Raw genomic sequence first — 21,042 nt, 5'->3', positions numbered from 1 at the left:
GGCGGGGTACCCGCTGTCTACTGGGGTATCCACCAGGAAGGGGACGGGGTACCAGTGGAATTCCTGCGGCCGGCGACCTTGCCGGAGGCGCTCTCGGTGAAGGCCGAGCGGCCCGGCGCGGTGCCCATCGCCGGGGGCACGGACGTGATGGTCGAGCTGAACTTCGACCACCGCAGGCCCGAGGCGCTGCTCGACCTGACCGGGATCGCCGAACTGGCCGAGTGGAGCGCGGAGGACGGCACCGTCCGGCTCGGCGCCGGCGTGCCCTACACGCGGCTGATCGAGCAGCTCGGCAAGCGGTTGCCCGGGTTGGCGATGGCCGCGCGCACGGTCGGTTCGCCGCAGATCCGCAACCGCGGCACGGTCGGCGGGAATCTCGGCGCGGCTTCACCCGCCGGGGACACCCATCCGGTGCTGCTGGCCACCGGCGCCACCATCGAGGTGGCTTCCGTGCGCGGCACCCGGACCATCGCCGCCGAAGACTTCTACCTCGGGGTGAAGCGCAACGCTCTCGAACCCGACGAGCTGATCACCGCGGTCAACCTGCCCGACACCAAGGCGCCGCAGCAGTTCTCGAAGATCGGCACGCGCAACGCGATGGTGATCGCGGTGTGCTCGTTCGGGCTCGCGCTGCACCCGGAGCAGGGGCGCGTCGGCGCGGCGATCGGGTCGGCGGCACCGACCCCACGCCGCAGCCGGGCGGCCGAGGACTTCCTCTCCGGCGAGCTGACCGACGCCGGTTTGTGGGAATCACCCGAACCGCTGCGGGATTCGGTGTGCCGCCGGTTCGGTGAACTGGTGGCCGAGGGCACCGAACCGATCGACGACGTCCGCGGCAGCGCGGCGTACCGCAAGCACGCCCTGTCCGTGCTCGCCCGCCGCACGCTGGGCTGGGCCTGGCAGGAGTACCGAGCAGGGGAGCGTTCATGCGCGTGAACATGACCGTCAACGGCGAACAGCGCCAGGCCGACGACGTCTGGGAGGGCGAAAGCCTGCTGTACGTGCTGCGGGAGCGGCTGGGTCTCCCGGGCTCGAAGAACGCCTGTGAGCAGGGCGAATGCGGCTCGTGCACGGTGTACCTGGACGCGGTGCCGGTGTGTGCCTGCCTGGTCGCGGCCGGGCAGGCGCAGGGCCGTGAGGTCCGCACGGTCGAGGGCCTGGCCGATGGCGACCGCCTTGACCCGGTCCAGCAGTCCTTTGTGGACGCGGGCGCGGTCCAGTGCGGGTTCTGCACGCCCGGGCTGGTGGTGGCTGCGCACGACCTGCTCGACCGCGTGCCCGAGCCGAGCGACGAGGAGATCCGCGAGGCACTGGCCGGGAACCTCTGCCGCTGCACCGGGTACGAGAAGATCCTGGACGCGGTGAAGCTGGCCGCGACGCGAGGGGCGGACGCATGAGCCGGATCGCGATCGAAGGTGTCGCGGTGTCCACTGTGGACGACGCGGGCACCGAGCACCTCGACGGTCACGTGGTCGTCGAGAACGAGCTGATCACCGCGGTGGGGCCGGGAGTGGCCCCCGACGGCGACTACGACGAGCGTCTCGACCTCGGTGGCACCGGGCTGGTCACGCCCGGCCTGGTGAACACCCACCACCACCTCTACCAGTGGGCCACGCGCGGGTACGCCGTCGATTCGACGCTGTTCGAGTGGCTGGTCGAGCTGTACCCGATCTGGGGCCGCCTCGACGCCGACCTCACCCACGCCGCCGCGACCGCCGGGCTGGCCAAGCTCGCGCTGTCCGGCTGCACCACGGTCGCCGACCACCACTACGTCTTCCCGGCCGACGCCGGCGACCAGGTCGAGGCGCTGGTCGCGGCCACCGGCCGGATCGGCGTGCGCAGCCACATCGTCCGCGGGTCGATGGACCGCGGCGAGTCCGACGGCGGGCTGCCGCCGGACAACCTGGTCGAGGACACCGAGGCCGCGCTGCTCGGCACCGAGCAGGCGATCGACAAGCACCACGACACCTCGAAGAACGCGCACATCCGCATCGCGGCCGGGCCGTGCTCGCCGTTCACGGTCAGCCGCGCCCTGATGACCGGGGCCGCGGAACTGGCCCGCCGCAAGGGCGTCCGGCTGCACACCCACCTCGCCGAGACGATCGACGAAGAGGAACAGTGCCTGGCCGAGGAGGGCTGCACGCCGGCTGAATACGCGGACGACATGGGCTGGCTCGGCGACGACGTCTGGCTCGCGCACACCGTGCACCTGGCGCCGGAGGCCATCAGCCGGATGGGCAAGACCCGCACCGGCTCGGCGCACTGCCCCACGTCCAACGGCCGCCTCGGCACCGGTATCGCGCCGGTCCGGGACCTGCTCGACGCGGGCGCGCCGGTCGGCCTCGGCGTGGACGGCGCGGCGTCCAATGAGGACGGTGGGCTGGGCATCGAGCTGCACGCGGCGTTGTTGCAGGCACGCCAGCGCGGCGGGCCGAAGGCGCTGTCCGTGCGCGAGGCGCTCTGGCTCGGCACGATGGGCGGCGCGCGCTGCCTCGGACGCGAGTCGGAGATCGGCTCGATCGAGCCCGGCAAGCTCGCCGACCTGGTGATCTGGGACCTCGGCGGCCTGGACTACGCCGGGATCGCCGACCCGGTGGCGTCGCTGGTGCTGGGCACGACGCCGACCCCGCACCGTGTGTTCGTCGGCGGGAAGACCGTGGTTTCCGAAGGCGCGTTGCGGACCGCCGACTCCGTGGCGATCGCCGGTGAGCTGCGCAAGGCGAGCGCCCGGCTGCGGGAGGCGCGATGACCACGACCACCACCGAGGTGACCACCGCGGGCGGCATCGGCACCAGCCCGCAGCGGCCGGACGGCACGGTCAAGGTGCGCGGCGAGTTCGCCTACTCGTCGGACCTGTGGCACGAGGACATGCTGTGGGGCGCCACGCTGCGCAGCCCGCACCCGTACGCGCGCATCCGGGGCCTCGAGATCGGCGAGGCGCTGGCCGTGCCCGGGGTCTACGCGGTGCTGACCCACGAGGACGTGCCCGGCAGCAACGCCTACGGCCTGGAACACGCCGATCAGCCGGTGCTCACCGTGGACGTCGTGCGCTACCAGGGGGAACCGGTCGCCGTGGTGGCCGCGGACCACCCCGAGACGGCTCGCCGCGCGATGGACCGGATCAAGGTCGACTACGAGGTGCTGGAGCCGGTCACCGACGCGGAGACCGCGGTCGAGGGCGTGGGCCCGCGGCTGCACCCGGGCGGGAACGTGGTGCGCCACGTGCCGATCCGCCGCGGGGACCAGGCCGCCGAAGCGGCGGTGGTGGTCAGCGGGACCTACGAGGTCGGCATGCAGGACCAGGCGTTCCTCGGGCCGGAGAGCGGGCTCGCGGTGCCCGCCGAGGACGGCGGGATCGACCTGTTCGTGGCCACCCAATGGCTGCACGTGGACCAGCAGCAGATCGTCGCGGCGCTCGGCCTGCCCCCGGAGAAGGTGCGGCTGACCCTGGGCGGGGTCGGCGGGGCGTTCGGCGGTCGTGAGGACCTGTCGATCCAGGTGCACGCCTGCCTGCTCGCGCTGCACACCGGCAAGCCGGTGAAGATGGTCTACAACCGCGAGGAGTCGTTCTACGGGCACGTGCACCGGCATCCCGCGCGGATGTACTACGAGCACGGCGCCGATTCGGACGGGAAACTGGTCTACGTCCGGGCGAAGCTGTTCCTCGACGGTGGGGCCTACGCGTCGTCGACCGGTGCCGTGGTGGCGAACGCGGCGACGCTCGGCGTCGGGCCGTACGACGTGCCGAACGTGACCATCGACTGCTGGGGCGCGTACACGAACAACCCGCCGTGCGGTGCCATGCGTGGCTTCGGGGCGGTGCAGGCGGGTTTCGCGTATGAGTCGCAAATGGACAAACTCGCCGAGGCGTGCGGCCTGGACCCGGTCGAGGTGCGGATTCGCAACGCGATGAGTGAGGGCTCGGTGATGCCGACCGGGCAGGTGGTCGACTCCGCGGCGCCGGTGGCCGAGCTGCTGGAGCGGGTGCGCCGCAAGCCGTTGCCCGTTCAGAAGGATTTCGACCTGCGGCACATGCCCGGCGGGGTGTCGAACACGACCCACGGCGAGGGTGTGGTGCGCGGGGTCGGGTACGGCGTCGGCATCAAGAACATCTGCTTCTCCGAGGGGTTCGACGACTACTCGACCGCGCGGGTGCGGCTGGAGGTGGTCGGCGGGGAAGCCGCGGCGACCGTGCAGACCGCCGCTTGCGAAGTGGGCCAGGGCCTGGTCACCGTGTTGCAGCAGATCGTGCGGACCGAGTTGGGCGTGGACCAGGTGACCGTGCTGCCGATGGACACCACGATCGGCAACGCGGGCTCGACCTCGGCCTCGCGGCAGACCTACGTGACCGGCGGTGCGGTGCGGGCGGCGTGCCTGGCGGTGCGGGCCGCCCTGCACGAACGCGTGGCGACGCCGCTGGCCGCCGACGTCGACCTGGCGCAGGCACTCGGGGACACGGTGCTCGAGGAGACCGTCGAATGGCGGCACCGGCCGACCACGGGCCTGGACCCGTCGACCGGCGCAGGCACCGCGCACGTGCAGTACGGCTTCGCCGCGCACCGGGCGGTCGTCGACGTGGACACCGAGCTGGGGCTGGTGAAGGTGGTCGCGCTGGACTGCGCGCAGGACGTCGGGCGGGCGCTCAACCCGCAAGCCGTACTCGGCCAGATCCAGGGCGGCTCGGCTCAGGGGCTCGGGCTGGCGGTGATGGAGGAAATCCTCGTCAGCGAGGGAAAGGTGCGGAACCCGTCGTTCACCGACTACCTGATCCCGACCGTGCTGGACATGCCGCCGATGTCGATCGACGTGCTGGAACGGGCTGATCCGCATGCGCCGTACGGGTTGAGGGGAGTGGGGGAGCCGCCGACCATCTCGTCGACACCGGCGATCGTTGCGGCCATTCGGGCGGCTACGGGGGTGGCGTTGAGTCGGGTGCCGGTTCGGCCGGAGCATCTAACTCTTGGTGCCACCCCGGATCTCTAGTGTGACTACGGCGAAGGCCTCGATGTCAAGGCGGGAAAGATGCCTTGACATCGAGGCCTTCGCCGTGTTTTGGGCTTTGGACCGGGGATGGGGAGGGCTGGGTGGCTCTGGTGCTCGGGTTTGGTGGCCGGGCGCGGGTTTGCTGGCGGGGGTGGCGTGATGGTGCCGTGAATGTGGCTTTCACGGCGAAATGTGCCGTGAAAGCCACATTCACGGCATCGGGGCGGCTCCCCCTCGCTGAAGGGGACACGAATGTGGCTTTCGGGGCGGAATCGGCCCCCAAAGCCACATTTGTGTCGCGGGGCTAGGTGCCTAGGAGGGTGGTGGCGTAGGCGACGCACGAGGCGGAGGCGGCGGCCATGGGTTCGGTGTCCCGCATGGCGCGGCACAGGACGAAGGCGCCTTCGAGGGCGTTGATCACGGCGAAGGTCAGCTTCCGTGCATCCGCTTCGGGCAGGCCCAGGTGCTCGAAGGCGCGGGTGCCCGCGTCGATCCAGGCGGTGAAGACGTCCGAGGTGGCGATGCGTAGTTGTTCGTTCGTGCTGGCCACTTCCAGTGCCACCGTGGCGATGGGGCACGCGTCCGCGTAGCCGGTTTCCACGAGCATTTCGGCGGCGGCGGTGAAGAAGGTTTCGATGCCGGTGATCGCGTCGGGGGCGGGGGCGATCAGTTCGTCGATCAGGGCGATGTAGGCCATGCCCGAGGTGCGGATGACCTCCTCGCCGAGCTGTTCCTTGCCACCGGGGAAGAAGTGGTAGAGCGAGCCGAACGGCGCGTTCGCCTCGGCGACGATCTGCTTCAGCCCGGTGCCGGTGTAGCCGTTGCGGCGGAACAGCTCGGCGCCGGCGGTCATGATCCGTTCCTTGGTGTTTCCCACAACCTAAGGGTACCGCTAGAGCGATCTATCCAGCGCTGGTTCCCGCGTGCGTTCGCCGAAGACCAGGTTCAGCAGCACCGCGGCCACGCACCCGGCGCTGATGCCCGAGTCGAGCACGGTCCGCACGGCCGACGGGAAGTGCTCGTAGAAGCCCGGCGCGGCGATCGGGATCAGGCCGATGCCCAGCGCCGCGGCCACCACGGCGATGTGCGCCGGCCGGTCGAACGACGCTTTCGACAGGGTCCGGATCCCGCTGACCGCGACGCTGCCGAACAACACCAGCCCGGCCCCGCCGAGCACCGGCTGCGGTACCAGCGCGACGATCCCGCCCGCGATCGGGAACACGCCGAGCAGCACCAGCACCACCCCGCCCGCGGCGACCACGTAGCGGCTGTACATCCTGGTCAGCGCCACCAAGCCGACGTTCTGCGCGAACGCGGTGGCGGCGAACCCGCCGAAGATCGTGCTCACGGCGGTGGCGAAGCCGTCCGCACGCAAGCCGTCGGCGATCGTGCGCGGGGTCGACGGGCGGTCCACGATCTCGCCCAGCGCGAGCATGTCCGCCGTGCTCTCGACCATGATCACGATCATCACGATGGCCATCGACACCACCGCCGCGATGTCGAACGCGGGGACGCCGAAGTGGAACGGGCTGGCGATGCCGAAGGCGGGCGCCTCCCGCAGCGTCGCGGTGTTCACCTCGCCGAGCGGCCACGCCAGCAGTGTGCCCACGACCAGTCCGAGCAGCAGCGCGATCCGGCTGAAGAACCCCGGCAGGAACCGGGTGAACGCCAGCACCGCCAGCAGCGTGACCCCGGCGAGCAGCAGCCCCGACGGCGAGGCCGCGTCCTGCTGGTTCGCGATCCAGCGCACCGCGACCGGCAGCAGCGAGACGCCGATCAGCGTGATCACCGTGCCGGTGACCAGCGGCGGGAAGAAGCGGGTGAGCCGGGAGAAGAACGGGGCCGCGAGCACCATCACCGCGCCGCCGATCAGCGTGGCGCCGTAGACCACGCCGAGCGCGTTCTCCCCGCCGTGCTGCTTCACGATCGCCAGCACCGGCGCCACGGTCGCGAAGGTCACGCCGTTGACCAGCGGCAACCGTGCGCCGAACCGCCAGAGCCCCAGCGTCTGCAGCAGGGTGGCGAGCCCCGCGGTGAACAGGCTCGCGCTGATCAGCAGGCTCAGCTCACCGGGACTCAGCCCGACGGCGGCGCCGATGATCAGCGGTGGCGCGACCACCCCGGCGTACATGGCGGCGACGTGCTGCACGCCGCCCGCGATCAGTTGCCCTTTGGACGGGATGGTGTCGACGGGATGAGTCATGGGACGTCCACCTCGGCTACTTCTCCGTCCCGCAGCACCGTGCCCTCGATCAGCCCGTACGGGCGGTCCGCGGCGAAGAAGACCTCGTTCTCGTTGGTCAGCCCGAACGGGCTCAGGTCGACCGGGAAGTGGTGCTTGTTCGGCAGCGAGAGCCGGATCTCGGCGATCTCGTCGCGGGCCAGCAGCGCGGCCTCACCCATGGCGTAGAGCGTCTGCTGCAGGGAAAGACTGTGCTTGGTGGCGAAGGTTTCGAGCAAGGTGCGGCGGATCTCGCCGAAGGACGCGGCCCAGTCGCCGGTGGTCCCGTGGTGGCGCCAGCGGGCGGTGACCGCGGTCGCCAGGATGCGGTCGTCGGTTTCGGCCAGGGTGGTGTACTGGTCGCGGGGGAAACCGTGGAACTCCGAGCCGGTGGACTTGAGCACGGTCAGCCCGGTCAGGCCGGAAACCACCCGGACGCGGTCGCCGTCGAAGGTGACCTCGGTGGTGCGGCGTTCGTCCCCGGAGCGGGAAAAGGAATGGTCGTGCGGCTCGCCGTCGACGCTGATGCGCTGCCAGCCGTGCTCCTCGATCCGGATACGCGCGCCGGTGATGTGGCTGAACTCGCCGGTGAAATGCCTGCCCAGGCGAAGCGCGAAGTCCTCGATCTCGCCGACCGGTTCCTGCTTGGCGAAGGCGTAGACGGTGTTCTTCTGCGTGTCGGTCGCCACCACGTCGGAGTTGTCGCCGGTGAGGTGGGTGCGTTCGAGGTGTCCCCGCAGCGCGGTCGACACGGTGAGGTCGCGGAGTTCGTGCACCGGGCCCGAACGCTGCACGGTGACCATCCGGACTTCGGCTTTCCCGTACTGGTTCGGGCCCAGCGTGATCCCCACGGTCAGCTCCCCCGGTAGGTGGAGTAGGCGAACGGGCTGAGCAGCAGCGGCACGTGGTGGTGCGCGCCGGGATCGCTGATCCGGAAGGTCAGCGTCACCTCGGGGAAGAAGGCGTCCGGCCCGAAGTAGGCGCCGGTGTCGAAGGTGAGCCGGTAGATCCCGGCGGGCAGGGTTTCCGGGCCGAGGTCGCGGATGCGGCCGTCGTCGTCGGTCCGTCCTTTCGCGACGGTGGTGGTCCCGTCGGAGAGCTCCACCTCGATGCCGGCCGCGGGGCGGCCGGTCGCGGTGTCGAGGACGTGGGTGGTCACCAGGCTCATGCGACGGCCTTTCCCAAGCGCAGTACGGCGATCTTGCTCAGTTCACCACCGGCGACGGTGATCTCCTCAGCCGGGTCGTTGGCCATTCTGGACCGCAGGTCGGCGAGCAGTTCGGCACCGCTCCGCCCGCTCGCGCAGACCAGGTACACCCAGCCGAAGCGCTCCTCGTAGGCGGCGTTCGCGGCCCGGAACTCGGCGGCGGCTCGATCGTCCACTCCAGACTGTTCCGAGCGCGACCAGTCGGCTGAAGTCCCTTGCGTAGCGGGCTTTTCACCGATCCTGGGGTGGTCCGCGATGGCGAGGTGGACCTCGTCCGCGGTGAGTGGATCAGCCGCCTTCGCCGCGGCGTCCAGCAGGGATTCGCGGTCGGCGTACGGGCGCGCGGCCAGTACGGCGTCCGCCCAGCGTGGAACGGCGAGACAGGCCAGCAGCAGTGCGCGTGCTTCGGCGGTGGTGGCTTCGTTGAACCCGGCCAGATCGACAGTCACGGGCGGCTCCCGGGTCGGGGCGTGGTGGTTGGGAGACGGTACGTCGGGCTTCACGCAGGCGTCAACAACTTGTTGAATTCCGGTCCTCTGGCTGATCGCGGTTCAGGTAGTTGTAAACGGTGAACCGGGTGACGCCGAGCGATTCGGCGATGCTGGCCACGCCTTTCCGCATGGTGAAAGCACCACGTTCTTCCAACAGCCGCACGGCTCGTTGTTTTCCCGCCCGGTCCAGCAGGTGCAGTTCGCCGCCGAGTTCGGCTTCCACCTCGTGCACCAGCCGCTCCAGCGCACCGGTCAGCTCGGCGCCGGGCAGCCGGACCGCGCCGACGAGTTCACCCTCCCAGCGCAGTGGCACGTCCTCGGGGCGCTGATCGGCCGGGGCGACCAGGGTGGCGTCGATGCGCTCCAGCAAGGGCGCGATCGCGGTCACCAGCGGGTGCTCGGCCATTCAGCCGTCCCTGGTGTCGCGCAGTTGGAGGGTCATCCGAGTAGCGCCACCGGTCAGCGCGGCACGGGCGATCTTGGGCAGGGCGGCCAGCACGGCTTCGGCGTCACCGCGGACCGAGGTGCCGAGCGGGCCGAAGTCGGTTTCCAGGCCCGCGGCCAGCGCGGCCTGCCGGGCCAGCTCGGCGTGTTCCGGGGGCGGGCCCTCGCCGAGGAAGGGCTCCGTGGTGAACTCCGCTTCCAGTTCCACGCCGCGACGGTAACCCGTGCGCCGCGGATTTTGTAGGTTCCTCCATTGACCCGCCCCGCGCTTCGTGCGGAAAGTGCATCAGCGGAAGGGAGCCGAGAGTGGACCTGGTCTTGCGAGCGCCGAGGGTGATCACCGCCGACGGGGAGGTCGCGCGGACGATCGGGGTGACCGGCGGCCGGATCACCGCGATCGAACCGCTGGACGCCGGCCTTCCCGCCGATCGGGTGGTCGAGCTGGGCGAGGACGTGGTCTTGCTGCCCGGTCTGGTGGACAGCCACGTGCACGTCAACGATCCTGGGCGCAGCGAGTGGGAGGGCTTCGCGACGGCCACCGCCGCGGCTGCCGCCGGCGGGGTCACCACGATCGTCGACATGCCGCTGAACAGCCTGCCGCCCACGGTCGACGTGGCCGCGCTGGAGGTCAAGCGGAAGTCGGCCGAGGGTCGCGTGCACGTCGACGTCGGGTTCTGGGGTGGCGCGATCCCCGGCAAGCTGGACCAGTTGCCCGCGCTGCACGAAGCCGGCGTGTTCGGCTTCAAGTGCTTCCTGCTGCACTCCGGCGTGGACGAGTTCCCGCCGCTGGACGCCGCCGGGCTCGCGGACGGCCTGCGCACGGTCCGCGAGATCGACGCGATGATGATCGTGCACGCCGAGGACTCCGACGAGATCGAGCGCGCCCCCGAGGTGACCGGCGGGCACTACGCCGACTTCCTGCGGTCCCGGCCGCGTGGCGCGGAGAACCTGGCGATCGCGCACGTGCTCGACGAGGCCCGGCGGACCGGGGCGCGGGTGCACATCCTGCACCTGTCCTCTTCGGACGCTCTGCCGATGCTCGCCGAGGCCCGCCGCGACGGCGTCCGGGTGACCGTGGAGACCTGCCCGCACTACCTGAGCTTCGTCGCCGAGGAGATCGTCGACGGCGCGACGCAGTTCAAGTGCTGCCCGCCGATCCGCGAGGCGGCGAACCGCGAACTGCTCTGGCAGGGACTCGCCGACGGCGTGATCGACTGCGTGGTCAGCGACCACTCGCCGTGCACCCCCGAGCTGAAGCGGTTCGACAGCGGCGACTTCGGCGAGGCCTGGGGCGGGATTTCGAGCCTGCAGGTCGGCCTGCCCGCGGTGTGGACGCAGGCGCGGGCACGCGGCCATTCGCTGGCCGACGTCGTGCGCTGGATGGCCCTGCGCCCCGCCGAACTGACCGGCCTGCGGCGCAAGGGCCGGATCGAGGTGGGCGCGGACGCCGACTTCTGCGTCTTCGCCCCCGACGAGGCGTTCGTGGTCGACGTGGCGAAGCTCCGGCACCGCAACCCGGTGAGCGCGTACCACGGGCGGCCGCTGGCCGGCGTGGTGCGCGGCACCTGGCTGCGGGGCCGGGAGATCACCGGGGAGCAGCCGTTCGGCGAGCTGCTGACCCGGTCGTGACCGAGAGGAGTGCTGGTGACTGACCGTCCTGACTGGACATCCGAGCCGGATCTGGCCTCGCGCCGCAACGGCGGTGGCGTGGTGTGGGCGAACGACGAGCTGTTCGCCGAACGGGAGAACCTGATCAAGCCGGGGCGTGCGGAGTTCCAGCCGTGGAGCTTCGGGCACAAGGGGCAGGTCTACGACGGCTGGGAGACCCGGCGGCGCCGGGAGGACGGGGCCGACCAGGCCGTGGTGCGCCTGGGCCTGCCGGGCACGATCACCGGCGTGGTGGTCGACACGGCCTTCTTCACCGGCAACTTCCCGCCCTACGCCTCGGTGGAGGCGGTCGCGGTCGACGGGTACCCGAGCCCGGCCGAGCTGGCGGACCTGGAGTGGGACACCGTCGTGCCGCGGTCGCCGCTGCGGGGTGACTCGGAGAACTTCTTCGAGACGGTGTTCACCAAGCGGTACACCCACGCGCGGCTGACCATCTACCCCGACGGCGGGGTGGCGCGGTTCCGGGTGCACGGCAGGCCGGTGGCCGATCCGACCCTGCTGGACCCGGGCTCGCTGGACCTGGCCGCGCTGGAGAACGGTGCCAGGGTGCTCAGCTGCAGCAACATGTTCTACTCGTCGCCGAGCAACCTGATCGCGCCGGGCTTCGCCGCGGTGATGGGGGAGGGCTGGGAAACCGCCCGCCGTCGCGACGACGGCAACGACTGGGTGTCGGTCGAACTGGCGGGTGAAGGCGTGCCTCGGTTGGTCGAGCTGGACACGACCCACTTCAAGGGCAACGCGCCCGGCTGGGCCTCGCTGAGCGGATCGGTCGACGGCCACGAGTGGTTCGAGTTGCTGCCGAAGACCCGGTTGCAGCCGGACACGCGACACCGGTTCCCGCTACCGGACGCCCAGGCCACCTCGCACGTACGCCTGGACGTCTATCCGGACGGCGGCATGGCCCGCCTGCGCCTGTTCGGCGGTCTCACCGACCGGGGCCGCGCCACGCTGGAACAGCGGTACCGCGCCTAGGCGAAGTCGGCGCGTTTGGAGCTGATCACGCCGGTGTCGAAGCCCGCCAGGTGCAGGCCACCGGCGAAGCGGGCGTGCTCGATCTTCACGCACCGGTTCATCACCACGTCCAGGCCCGCTTCGACCGCCCGGTCCGCGACCGGTTCGTGCCACAGCCCGAGTTGCAGCCACAGCGTCCGGGCACCGGCCTCGATGACCTCCTCGGCCACACCGGGGAGGTCATCGTGCTTCCGGAACACGCTCACCAGGTCGACGTCGGGCACCTCGGCCAGCGACGGGTAGACCGGCTGCCCGAGCAACTCGTCGAGCCGCGGGTTCACGAAGTGCACGCGGTACCGGCTCGACGAGAGCAGGTACGAAGCCACGAAGAAGCTCGGCCGCGCCGGGTTCGCGGAGGCGCCGACGATCGTCACGGACTCGGTGCGGGTCAGCAGGCCGCGGCGTTCGCGCGCGGTCGGTTCGGTCCAGCTCATCCGCGCACCGCCTGGTCGAGGGCCTGGTCGAGGTCCCACAGGATGTCGTCGGTGTCCTCCAGGCCGACCGACAGGCGGACCAGGTCCGGCCCGACCCCGCCCGCGCGCAACTGCTCGTCCGAGAGTTGCTGGTGCGTGGTCGACGCCGGGTGGATCACCAGCGTGCGTGCGTCCCCGACGTTTGCCAGGTGCGACAGCAGCTCCACCGACTCGACGAACTTCTCCCCGGCGGCCCGGCCACCGCGTACGCCGAACGAGAACACCGCGCCGGGACCCTCGGGCAGGTACTTCCGCGCGCGTTCGTGGTGCGGGTGCGACGGCAGGCCCGCGTAGCTCACCCAGGCGACCCGATCGTCGGCTTCCAGGTACTCGGCGACCTTGCGCGCGTTCGCCACGTGCTCGGTCATCCGCTGGGCGAGCGTCTCGACGCCTTGCAGCAGCAGGAAAGCCGAGTGCGGCGAGAGCACCGCGCCGATGTCCCGCAGTTGTTCGACGCGCAGCCGGGTGCAGAAGGCGTACTCCCCGAAGTTCTCCCAGTACTTCAGGCCGCCGTAGCTGTCCACGACCTCGGTCATCCGCGGGAACTTCCCGTTGCCCCAGTTGAACTTCCCCGATTCGACCACGATGCCGCCGAGCGTGGTGCCGTGGCCGCCGAGGAACTTCGTCGCGGAGTGCAGCACGATGTCCGCGCCGTGCTCCATCGGTCGGCAGAGGAAGGGCGTGGCCAGCGTGGCGTCCACGACCAGCGGGATGTCATGCGCGTGTGCCAGGTCGGCGAGCCCGGCGAGGTCCGCGATCGCGCCGCTCGGATTGCCGATGACCTCGGCGTAGAGCAGGCGGGTCCGGTCGGTGATCGCCGCCGCGTAGCCGTCCAGCGCGGTGCCGCTGACGAAGGTGGTGTCCACCCCGAACCGCCGCAGCGTGCCGTCGAGCTGGGTGATCGTGCCGCCGTAGAGATCGCTCGCCGCGACGATGTGGTCGCCCGACTCGGCCAGCGCGGCGAAGGTGAGGAATTCGGCGGCCTGCCCGCTGCTGGTGGCCACGCCGCCGATCGCGCCCTCCAGGCTGGCGAGCCGTTCCTCGAAGGCGGCCACCGTGGGGTTGCCGATCCGGCTGTAGATGTTGCCGTACTTTTGCAGCGCGAACAGCGAAGCGGCGTCGGCGGTGTCTTCGAAGACGAAGCTGGTGGTCTGGTAGATCGGCACCGCGCGGGCGCCGGTGGTGCGGTCGGGCGTGCCGCCGGCGTGCAGGGCGCGGGTGCGGAAACCCCAGGAGCGCTCGTTCATCGACTGCGACGGTACTCGGGAACATCACCGGGTAGCCAGTGGTTGGCCATGGTGTTCCACATGTCGAAGCAGGGAGCGATACACGTGACGAACAGCGCGACACCGGGCGGGATCTTCCGGATCGGCGGCGACCTGCCCGTGCACCGGCTGGGCTACGGGGCGATGCAGCTCACCGGTGACGGTGTCTGGGGCGAGCCCGCCGACCGCGACGGCGCGCTGGCCGTGCTCCGGCGCACGGTCGAGCTGGGTGTGAACTTCATCGACACCGCCGACTCCTACGGCCCCAACGTCAGCGAAGAGCTGATCCGCGAGGCGCTGCACCCGTACCCCGACGACCTGGTCATCGCGACCAAGGCCGGGCTGACCCGCACCGGGCCGGGCCAGTGGATTCCCGTCGGCAGGCCCGCCTACCTGCGCCAGCAGCTCGAACTGAGCCTGCGCAAGCTGGGCGTGGACCGCATCGACCTGTTCCAGCTGCACCGGGTCGACCCCGAGGTGCCGCTGGCCGACCAGGTCGGGGAGCTGAAGCTGCTCCAGCAGGAGGGCAAGATCCGGCACATCGGGCTGTCCCAGGTCGGGGTGGCGCAGCTGGCGGAGGCCTCGCAGACCGCCGAGATCGCCACCGTGCAGAACCTCTACAACCTGACCGACCGGAGCAGCGAGGACGTCCTCGACTACGCCACCGAGCACGGCATCGGCTTCATCCCGTGGTTCCCGATCGCCACCGGTGAGCTGGCCAAGCCGGGCAGCGTGCTGGAGCAGGCCGCGAAGGACCACGGCTCGACGCCGGCCCAGCTGGCGCTGGCGTGGCTGCTGCGGCGGTCGCCGGTGGTGCTGCCGATCCCGGGCACCCGCTCGGTGGCGCACCTGGAGGAGAACGTCGCCGCCGCCCAGATCGACCTGACCGACGCCGAGTTCGAGGCGCTTTCCGCGCTCGGCTCTTAAGGCTCAACCGAAACCCCGGAGGCGCTTCGCGCGTTCCTCCGGGGTTTGGCGCGGGCAGCTCGCGCATTTCTCCGCGCGCGGGATCTCGTAGATCAGGCAGCAGGACGCCCGCTTCACGATGGTGGTCCGGCCGACCTGGGTGAACCGCGGTCTCGGCAGGTCCGGCCCGATGGCGCCGGCGAGCTGCCCGGCCAGTTCGACGGCTCTGGCCGCGTCGCCGGACCAGAGCAGCCGGTTGGCGATCGAGTCGGTGGCGATCGCCCACAGCGCGTTCTCGGTGGCGCCGCACACCTCGCTCATCGGCGGGATGACGGCCGAGAGCATGGCGTGCATCGCCTGGCCCAGCTCGGGCAGGCCGCCGTCGAGCACGCGGTCCGAGCGCGCTTCGATGTAGCGCCCGTCGGGCTGCATGGTGAGCGTCAGCGCGTCGAGCGACGGGTCGGCGATCTTGCCGGTGAACAGGGACTCGGTCGAGGGCGCCACGATCACCGAGGACGCCGAGTACCAGCGGACCGTGCCCAGCACGCGCGGTCCGGCTGACCGGCCGTACATCCGCTCGGCGGTCTTCAGGTCCTCGCGCAGCCAGGCGGGATCGGCGAGCACGGTCGCTTTCATCGAAACACCGACAAGGTGAAGGACACCGTGACGTCCACCGGTTCGGTGATCTCGGCCAGCCGTTCCGCCCGGCCGTCCCGGTGCAGGTGGTGTGCCGCCGGTCCCATGCCGACGACCTGCCGCACCGCCGCCGGTTCGAGCCGCAGCCGGTAGCTGATCTCCTCGCGGTGGTCGAGGGCGAAGTGCGCGGCGAGTGAGCTGTCCAAGCGCTGTTCCTTGTCCTCACCGATGCCCAGCACCGCCGAGCCCAGCTCCGCGAGGTGCCCCGGATTGGGGGAGACCACGACCAGCGCGCCACCCGGCCGCAGCACCCGGCGGAACTCCGAAGCGTTGCGCGGCGCGAAAACGTTGAGCACCACCGACGCGGCGCCGTCGGCGACCGGCCACGGCTCCCACAGGTTCCACACCGCGGCCCCGATCGCCGGATGCGCCTTGGCGGCCCGCCGCAGTGCGATCGCGGAGACGTCCAGCGCGAGCCCGTACGAGTTCTCGGGCAACGCCTGCGCGAGGTAGTAGCCGGTGCCCGCGCCCGCGTCGACGACCAGCCCGGGTTCGGGGCAGAGGCGCGCGACCTGAGCGGCGACCGCCTCCGCGAGCGGCCGGTAGTGCCCGGCAGTCAGGAACTCGACCCGCGCCGCCACCATCTCGGCGGTGTCCGCCGTCCCGGCGGGGATCTTGGCGTGCAACAGGTTCACGTACCCCTGCTTCGCCAGATCGAAGGAATGCCCGCGCTCGCAGCGCAACGCGCGCCCGTGTTCGGCGAGGGGTTCGCCGCACACCGAACACCGCAACGCGCGGACGACCGGCTCGGGCAAGTGCATGCCCCCATTCGATCACGAGTCACCCCCCGCGCGCCGTGCCGGTGGCCACCGGCCATCACGCGCGACTGAACACGCACCGCTTCACCTCGAACAACTCACCCTTCTTGATGATGACGGTGACGGGACCGCCGTTTTCCAGTCGGTTGTTGTCGATGATGTCGTCCGAGCCGCCTTCGGGCTTCAGCCGTGCGTAGTAGCCGCCCGGCAGGCACTGGCCCTTGTACTTCCCCGCCTCGATGTCGACCCCGGCTTCGTGGATGCCGTCGAGCGCGATGGTCAGCGGTTTGCTGGGCTTGGTGACCGGCGGGGTGGTCGTGGTGGCGGGCGGCTGGGTGGCGATCCCTTGAGCGGCACGCTGCTGGGCATTCGGGGTCGGCGGTGGCGTGGTTCGAGCCGACCCGTCCCCGATCCACACGTTGCCAGGACCCATGCAGGGTGGTTCGAGCGAAGTGTTCGCGCAGGGTGAGGCTGCTCGGGTGCCGCCCGAATCGCTGCAGCCACCCAGCGTCATCGCGACCAAGGCGAGGGCGGCGGCAAGGAGTGTGGTGGTTCGCATGATGGGCTCCAGGGCATCGTGGCGGTGCCATGAAGTCGCGATGTGGCTGAACGCCGTTACGTCGTTCGGCTCAGCCCGCCGGCACCCGGCCTGACCTGCGCCGGGCGCCGACCATAACGGTTCCGTTTCGGGAACGGACACCAACGGCCGAGTAGTGGGAAACGTACCCGTAACAAAGGGCGCACCCGGGTTCACAGAGCCGAAACGTCCCTGGTCATCCCGTGCAACACGGCTTTCCCATGATTTGCCGCAATTGCGAATCGGCGATCTTCTCGAGGAGGAAGCGTGGAAGGGAATACGGCCTGGTTGCTCACCAGCGCCGCCCTGGTGCTGCTCATGGTCCCAGGGCTGGCGTTCTTCTACGGGGGGATGGTCCGATCCAAGAGCGTGCTGAACATGCTCATGATGAGCTTCGGCTCACTGGGCGTGGTGGGTGTGCTGTGGGTGGTCTTCGGTTATTCGGCCACCTTCGGGGACGACGTCGGCGCCGGTCTGCTCGGTGACCCGTTCGAGGCGCTCGGCCTCAGTGGCCTGATGGGCGCGGAAACCCTGTCCAACACGGGTTTCGCCGCCTTCCAGGCGATGTTCGCCATCCTCACCGTGGCGCTGATCTCCGGCGCGGTGGCCGACCGGGTGCGCTTCGGCACCTGGCTGCTGTTCGCCGGCCTGTGGGCGACCATCGTCTACTTCCCGGTGGCGCACTGGGTGTTCGCCTTCGACGCCACCGACGACGTGACCGGCGAGACCACCAAGTCCGGTGGCTGGATCGCCAACGACCTCGGCGCGCTGGACTTCGCCGGCGGTACCGCGGTGCACATCAACGCCGGTGCCGCGGCGCTGGCGCTGGTGCTGGTGATCGGCAAGCGGGTCGGCTGGCCCAAGGAGCCGATGAAGCCGCACAACCTGCCGTTCGTCATGCTCGGCGCGGGCCTGCTGTGGTTCGGCTGGTTCGGTTTCAACGCCGGTTCGGCGCTGGCGGCGAACAACATCGCCGGTGTCGCGTTCATCAACACCCTCACCGCGACCTCGGCCGCGTTGCTCGGCTGGCTGCTCATCGAGCGCATCCGCGACGGGCACGCCACCAGCCTCGGCGCCGCTTCCGGCGTGGTGGCCGGGCTGGTCGCGATCACCCCGGCGTGTGCCTTCGTCGACACCTGGGGCGCGCTGGCCATCGGCGCCATCGCCGGCATCCTCTGCGCGCTGGCGGTCAGCCTCAAGTACCGCTTCGGCTTCGACGACTCGCTCGACGTGGTCGGCGTGCACCTGGTCGGCGGCCTGGTCGGCACCCTGCTGATCGGCTTCTTCGGCACGGTCGGCGTGAACGAGGGCAGCAAGGACGGCCTGTTCTACGGCGGCGGTCTCGAACTGCTCGGCACGCAGGCGATCGGCGCGTTCTCGGTGCTCGGCTACTCGTTCGTGGTCACCGCGATCATCGGCCTGCTCATCAAGTTCACCCTCGGCTTCCGGCTCCCGAAGGACGAAGAGGTCGTCGGCATCGACGAGGCGGAACACGCCGAGACGGCCTACGAGTTCGGCGGCGGCCGGGGCGGGCGCGCCGCGACCACGGGTTCCGGGGTGTCCGGGACGGCCAAGAAGCTCGAGGGGAGCAAGGCATGAAACTCATCACCGCGATCGTCAAGCCCTTCACGCTCGACGACATCCGTTCGGCACTGGAACAGCTCGGTGTCCTCGGCATGACGGTGAGCGAGGTCCAGGGGTACGGCAGGCAGAAGGGCCACACCGAGGTCTACCGCGGGGCCGAGTACGCGGTCGACTTCGTCGCCAAGATCCGGGTCGAGGTGGCCACCGACGACGCCAACGTGGAGAAGGTGATCGAAGCGATCGTCGACGCCGCGCACACCGGCAAGATCGGTGACGGCAAGGTCTGGGTGACCTCGATCGAGACGGTGGTCCGGGTACGGACCGGCGAGCGCGGGACGGACGCGCTGTAGGGATCGTGGAAGCCGGGGAGCTGGTTGAAGCAGCGAAGAAGCTGCTGGAGGGCCGCCACGGGCGGTTGGGCGCGGCGGCCCTCCGAGCGGCTTTGGTGGATCTCTACGAGTTCTGGCTGAGCCGGGCCGCCACGGCGGCCGGCGTGGACACCGCGGAACCGGGTGTCGCGCTGGTCGCCGTCGGCGGGCTCGGCCGCCGGGAGCTGGTGCCGTTCTCGGATCTGGATCTGGTGCTGGTGCACAACGGGAACACCGGGGTCGGCGACATCGCCGACGCGATCTGGTACCCGCTGTGGGACGCGCGGATCGGGCTCGACCATTCCGTGCGCACGCCGGGGGAGGCGTTGAAGGTGGCGGCGGAGGACCTCCGCACCGCGGTCGGCCTCCTGGACGCCCGGTACCTGGCGGGCGACCGCGAACTGGCCGACCGGCTGGCTTCCGCCGCGCGCGAGGCCTGGCGGCGGACCGCCCGCAAGCGACTGGACGAGCTGGCCGCTTCGGCGCGGCAGCGCTGGAAGCGCAGCGGGGAGATCGCCCAGTCGGCGGCCCCCGATCTCAAGCACGGGCGCGGTGGGTTGCGTGACTTCGGCCTGCTCGACGCCTTCGCCGCGGCGCAGCTCGCCGATCGGCCGGGCGAAGAATTGCTGGCGGCCAAGGAACTCCTGCTCGACGTCCGCACGGAGTTGCGGCGTGAACTCCGCCGGGACCGGGATGTGCTGAGCCCGCCCGACGCGGAGACCGTGGCCGCGGAACTCGGCTTCGGTGATCGGTTCACGTTGGCGCGCAAGCTTTCCGGTGCCGGCCGTGCGGTCAGCTACGCGGTCGACACCGTGTTGCGCTCGGTCGAGGTCGCGCCGAAGACGCGGTTCGGCAGGCGCCCGGCTCGCACGCCGCTGGATGACGGTGTGGTGTTGCACGGCAACGAGGTTTCACTGGCCAGGGACGCCGTTCCGGCCCGGGATCCGGCCTTGCTGTTGCGGGTGGCGGCGGCTTCCGCGCGCACCGGGCGACCGATCGCGCAGGGCACGTTGCGCACCCTCGCCGACTCCGCCCCGGAACTGCGCGCCCCGTGGCCCGCTGGTGCCAGGGACGCGCTGACCGAACTGCTCGGGGCGGGCGAAGGCCTGCTGGACGCCGTTGAAGCGCTGGACCGAACCGGGTTGTGGGCGCGGTTGTTCCCGGAGTGGGGTGCCGTGCGGGACCTCCCGCCACGCGAACCCGTGCACTCCTGGACGGTCGACCGGCACCTGGTGCAGGCCTGCGTCGAAGCGGCGAAGCTGACCACCACGGTGTCGCGGCCCGATCTGCTGCTCCTGGGCGCGTTGCTCCACGACATCGGCAAGGGTCGCACGGCCGACCACTCCGAGCTGGGTGCCAAGATCGCCAAACAGGTGGCCACCCGGCTCGGATTGTCCGATGTGGACACAGCGGTGGTGAGCGCCATGGTGCGCCACCACCTGCTGCTGCCGGACACCGCCACCCGCCGCGACATCAGCGAGCCGGCCACCGTGCAGCGCGTGGTGAAGACGCTGGACCACGACCCGCTGCTGGTGGACCTGCTGCAGGCGCTGGCCAAGGCCGATTCGCTGGCCACCGGCCCCGGCGTGTGGACCGAGTGGAAGTCCGGCCTGATCGCCGAACTCGCCGGACGCTGCCGGGAAGCACTGCAGGGCAAGGTCCTCGGCTCACCGCAGCCGCTGGACACCGCGCGACGCGAGCTGGCCGAGCGGGCCACGGTCTCCGGTCAGCCGCAGGTGGACATCTCGTCCGAGGGAAACGTGGCCACCGTCGTGCTCGCCGCGCCCACCCAGTCGGAACTGCTCGCGCCGGCCGCGGGCGTGCTCGCGCTGCACTCGCTGGAGGTGCACACGGCGATGCTGCACGGGCACAACGGCGGCCGGGTCGGCGTGTTCACCGCGTCGCCGAAGTTCGGCTCGCTGCCCGATGTGACGCTGCTGCGGGAGCAGTTCGCCCGTGCGCTGGGCGGAGCGCTGCCGCTGACGCAGAAACTCGCCGCGAAGGAGCGCGACTACGCCAGTGCCGCGGTCGAGACCAGCGGGCCGAAGGTGCTCTGGTTCGACGACGAGACCAGCGGTTCCACCACGGTGGTGCTCGAACTGCGGGCCACCGACCGGATCGGGCTGCTCTACCACGTCGCGGGCGCGCTGCGGCGGTGCGAGGCGGAGGTGCGCTGGGCCAAGGTCGCCACGCTCGGCGCGGCCGTGGTCGACTCGTTCGCCATCGCCCCGCGGCACGGCAGGCTCGACCGCGAATGGCGGGACCGGATCGAGCAGGCGGTGCTCGCGGCAGCCAGCTGACCTGCCCGTTCGGGGTGTCGCGCGAATCGCGGCGGGTGACGGTGGCAGTATGTCGCCGTCGGTGTGCCTGGCGGATCGTGGCGAGTAGGC

Annotated in this window: 22 protein-coding genes; 10 read left to right on the top strand and 12 right to left on the bottom strand. The window is 70.7% G+C overall.

All coding sequences use genetic code 11. From position 1 onward, the window contains the following. The first annotated feature begins 54 nt into the window (after positions 1-54). From JOM49_RS39525 to JOM49_RS39510, 4 genes are read left to right on the top strand one after another with little or no spacing between them, the layout of a single operon-like run. A complete protein-coding gene (locus JOM49_RS39525) occupies positions 55-936 on the top strand; it encodes an FAD binding domain-containing protein (protein WP_209669549.1) in 882 nt (293 codons plus the stop codon). Beyond that, positions 927-1,397 carry a (2Fe-2S)-binding protein gene (locus JOM49_RS39520; protein ID WP_209669547.1) on the top strand — a complete coding sequence of 157 codons (471 nt, stop codon included), beginning with the start codon at positions 927-929 and terminating at the stop codon, positions 1,395-1,397. The genes JOM49_RS39525 and JOM49_RS39520 overlap by 10 nt, the downstream gene beginning before the upstream one ends. Further along, on the top strand, positions 1,394-2,749 hold the full coding sequence (locus JOM49_RS39515) for an 8-oxoguanine deaminase (protein ID WP_209669545.1): 1,356 nt from the start codon (positions 1,394-1,396) through the stop codon (positions 2,747-2,749). The genes JOM49_RS39520 and JOM49_RS39515 overlap by 4 nt, the downstream gene beginning before the upstream one ends. Beyond that, the gene (locus JOM49_RS39510; RefSeq protein ID WP_209669543.1) at positions 2,746-4,983 is read left to right on the top strand and encodes a xanthine dehydrogenase family protein molybdopterin-binding subunit; all 2,238 of its coding nucleotides are present in this window, start codon (positions 2,746-2,748) and stop codon (positions 4,981-4,983) included. The genes JOM49_RS39515 and JOM49_RS39510 overlap by 4 nt, the downstream gene beginning before the upstream one ends. A gap of 304 nt (positions 4,984-5,287) precedes the next feature. Here the strand turns inward: JOM49_RS39510 and JOM49_RS39505 are convergent, their stop codons facing one another. The 7 genes from JOM49_RS39505 to JOM49_RS39475 all read right to left on the bottom strand — a co-directional run bounded on the left by JOM49_RS39505 (position 5,288) and on the right by JOM49_RS39475 (position 9,554). Further along, positions 5,288-5,860 (bottom strand): TetR/AcrR family transcriptional regulator, encoded by a 573-nt coding sequence (locus JOM49_RS39505; RefSeq protein WP_443626710.1) that lies wholly within the window; start codon positions 5,858-5,860, stop codon positions 5,288-5,290. A gap of 15 nt (positions 5,861-5,875) precedes the next feature. Beyond that, the gene (locus JOM49_RS39500; RefSeq protein ID WP_209669540.1) at positions 5,876-7,186 is read right to left on the bottom strand and encodes a nucleobase:cation symporter-2 family protein; all 1,311 of its coding nucleotides are present in this window, start codon (positions 7,184-7,186) and stop codon (positions 5,876-5,878) included. Next, a complete protein-coding gene (pucL, locus tag JOM49_RS39495) occupies positions 7,183-8,055 on the bottom strand; it encodes a factor-independent urate hydroxylase (RefSeq protein WP_209669538.1) in 873 nt (290 codons plus the stop codon). Before pucL ends, JOM49_RS39500 begins: the two co-directional genes overlap by 4 nt. A gap of 2 nt (positions 8,056-8,057) precedes the next feature. Continuing rightward, a complete protein-coding gene (gene uraH, locus JOM49_RS39490) occupies positions 8,058-8,372 on the bottom strand; it encodes a hydroxyisourate hydrolase (protein ID WP_209669536.1) in 315 nt (104 codons plus the stop codon). Next, positions 8,369-8,860, bottom strand: coding sequence for a 2-oxo-4-hydroxy-4-carboxy-5-ureidoimidazoline decarboxylase (gene uraD, locus JOM49_RS39485; RefSeq protein ID WP_209669534.1), 492 nt, complete (start codon positions 8,858-8,860; stop codon positions 8,369-8,371). Before uraD ends, uraH begins: the two co-directional genes overlap by 4 nt. Before the next feature lie 61 nt (positions 8,861-8,921). Further along, on the bottom strand, positions 8,922-9,308 hold the full coding sequence (locus JOM49_RS39480) for a helix-turn-helix domain-containing protein (protein ID WP_209669532.1): 387 nt from the start codon (positions 9,306-9,308) through the stop codon (positions 8,922-8,924). Then, positions 9,309-9,554, bottom strand: a complete 246-nt coding sequence (locus tag JOM49_RS39475; RefSeq protein ID WP_209669530.1) for a hypothetical protein — start codon at positions 9,552-9,554, stop codon at positions 9,309-9,311. 98 nt (positions 9,555-9,652) lie between these two features. Between JOM49_RS39475 and allB the strand changes: the two genes are divergently transcribed. Continuing rightward, the gene (allB, locus tag JOM49_RS39470; protein WP_209669529.1) at positions 9,653-10,975 is read left to right on the top strand and encodes an allantoinase AllB; all 1,323 of its coding nucleotides are present in this window, start codon (positions 9,653-9,655) and stop codon (positions 10,973-10,975) included. A gap of 12 nt (positions 10,976-10,987) precedes the next feature. Beyond that, the gene (alc, locus tag JOM49_RS39465) at positions 10,988-11,986 is read left to right on the top strand and encodes an allantoicase (RefSeq protein WP_209672184.1); all 999 of its coding nucleotides are present in this window, start codon (positions 10,988-10,990) and stop codon (positions 11,984-11,986) included. Here alc and JOM49_RS39460 read toward each other — a convergent pair. After that, positions 11,983-12,459 (bottom strand): CoA-binding protein, encoded by a 477-nt coding sequence (locus tag JOM49_RS39460; protein ID WP_209669527.1) that lies wholly within the window; start codon positions 12,457-12,459, stop codon positions 11,983-11,985. The two genes, alc and JOM49_RS39460, sit on opposite strands and share 4 nt — an antisense overlap. Further along, on the bottom strand, positions 12,456-13,745 hold the full coding sequence (locus JOM49_RS39455; protein ID WP_209669525.1) for an O-acetylhomoserine aminocarboxypropyltransferase/cysteine synthase family protein: 1,290 nt from the start codon (positions 13,743-13,745) through the stop codon (positions 12,456-12,458). Before JOM49_RS39455 ends, JOM49_RS39460 begins: the two co-directional genes overlap by 4 nt. 84 nt (positions 13,746-13,829) lie before the next feature. Between JOM49_RS39455 and JOM49_RS39450 the strand changes: the two genes are divergently transcribed. After that, positions 13,830-14,690: an aldo/keto reductase gene (locus JOM49_RS39450; RefSeq protein ID WP_308159026.1), complete on the top strand. Its 861-nt coding sequence runs from the start codon at positions 13,830-13,832 to the stop codon at positions 14,688-14,690. Between the two features lie 3 nt (positions 14,691-14,693). Here JOM49_RS39450 and JOM49_RS39445 read toward each other — a convergent pair whose 3' ends face one another. Genes JOM49_RS39445 through JOM49_RS39435 form a run of 3 tightly spaced genes read right to left on the bottom strand, consistent with a single transcriptional unit; the run spans position 14,694 to position 16,823 of the window. Beyond that, positions 14,694-15,305, bottom strand: a complete 612-nt coding sequence (locus JOM49_RS39445) for a (2Fe-2S)-binding protein (protein ID WP_209669521.1) — start codon at positions 15,303-15,305, stop codon at positions 14,694-14,696. Continuing rightward, positions 15,302-16,126 (bottom strand): putative RNA methyltransferase, encoded by an 825-nt coding sequence (locus JOM49_RS39440; protein WP_209669520.1) that lies wholly within the window; start codon positions 16,124-16,126, stop codon positions 15,302-15,304. The genes JOM49_RS39445 and JOM49_RS39440 overlap by 4 nt, the downstream gene beginning before the upstream one ends. Positions 16,127-16,181: 55 nt before the next feature. Next, the gene (locus JOM49_RS39435; RefSeq protein ID WP_209669518.1) at positions 16,182-16,823 is read right to left on the bottom strand and encodes an Rv1352/Rv1906c domain-containing protein; all 642 of its coding nucleotides are present in this window, start codon (positions 16,821-16,823) and stop codon (positions 16,182-16,184) included. A 144-nt stretch (positions 16,824-16,967) separates the two neighbouring features. Here JOM49_RS39435 and JOM49_RS39430 point away from each other — a divergent pair, with 144 nt between their 5' ends. From JOM49_RS39430 to JOM49_RS39420, 3 genes are read left to right on the top strand one after another with little or no spacing between them, the layout of a single operon-like run. Then, positions 16,968-18,299 (top strand): ammonium transporter, encoded by a 1,332-nt coding sequence (locus JOM49_RS39430; protein ID WP_209669516.1) that lies wholly within the window; start codon positions 16,968-16,970, stop codon positions 18,297-18,299. Next, entirely contained in the window at positions 18,296-18,634 is a 339-nt protein-coding gene (locus tag JOM49_RS39425) for a P-II family nitrogen regulator (RefSeq protein WP_209669514.1), read from the top strand. Before JOM49_RS39430 ends, JOM49_RS39425 begins: the two co-directional genes overlap by 4 nt. Before the next feature lie 2 nt (positions 18,635-18,636). Further along, complete coding sequence (locus JOM49_RS39420) at positions 18,637-20,952, top strand: [protein-PII] uridylyltransferase (RefSeq protein WP_209672182.1); 2,316 nt, start codon at positions 18,637-18,639, stop codon at positions 20,950-20,952. The last annotated feature ends 90 nt before the right edge of the window (positions 20,953-21,042 follow it).

It is taken from the genome of Amycolatopsis magusensis (assembly GCF_017875555.1).
GTDB classification, from domain to species: domain Bacteria; phylum Actinomycetota; class Actinomycetes; order Mycobacteriales; family Pseudonocardiaceae; genus Amycolatopsis; species Amycolatopsis magusensis.
The sequence above is the reverse complement of the archived record's forward strand: the minus strand, read 5'-3'. Positions and strand labels throughout refer to the sequence as shown.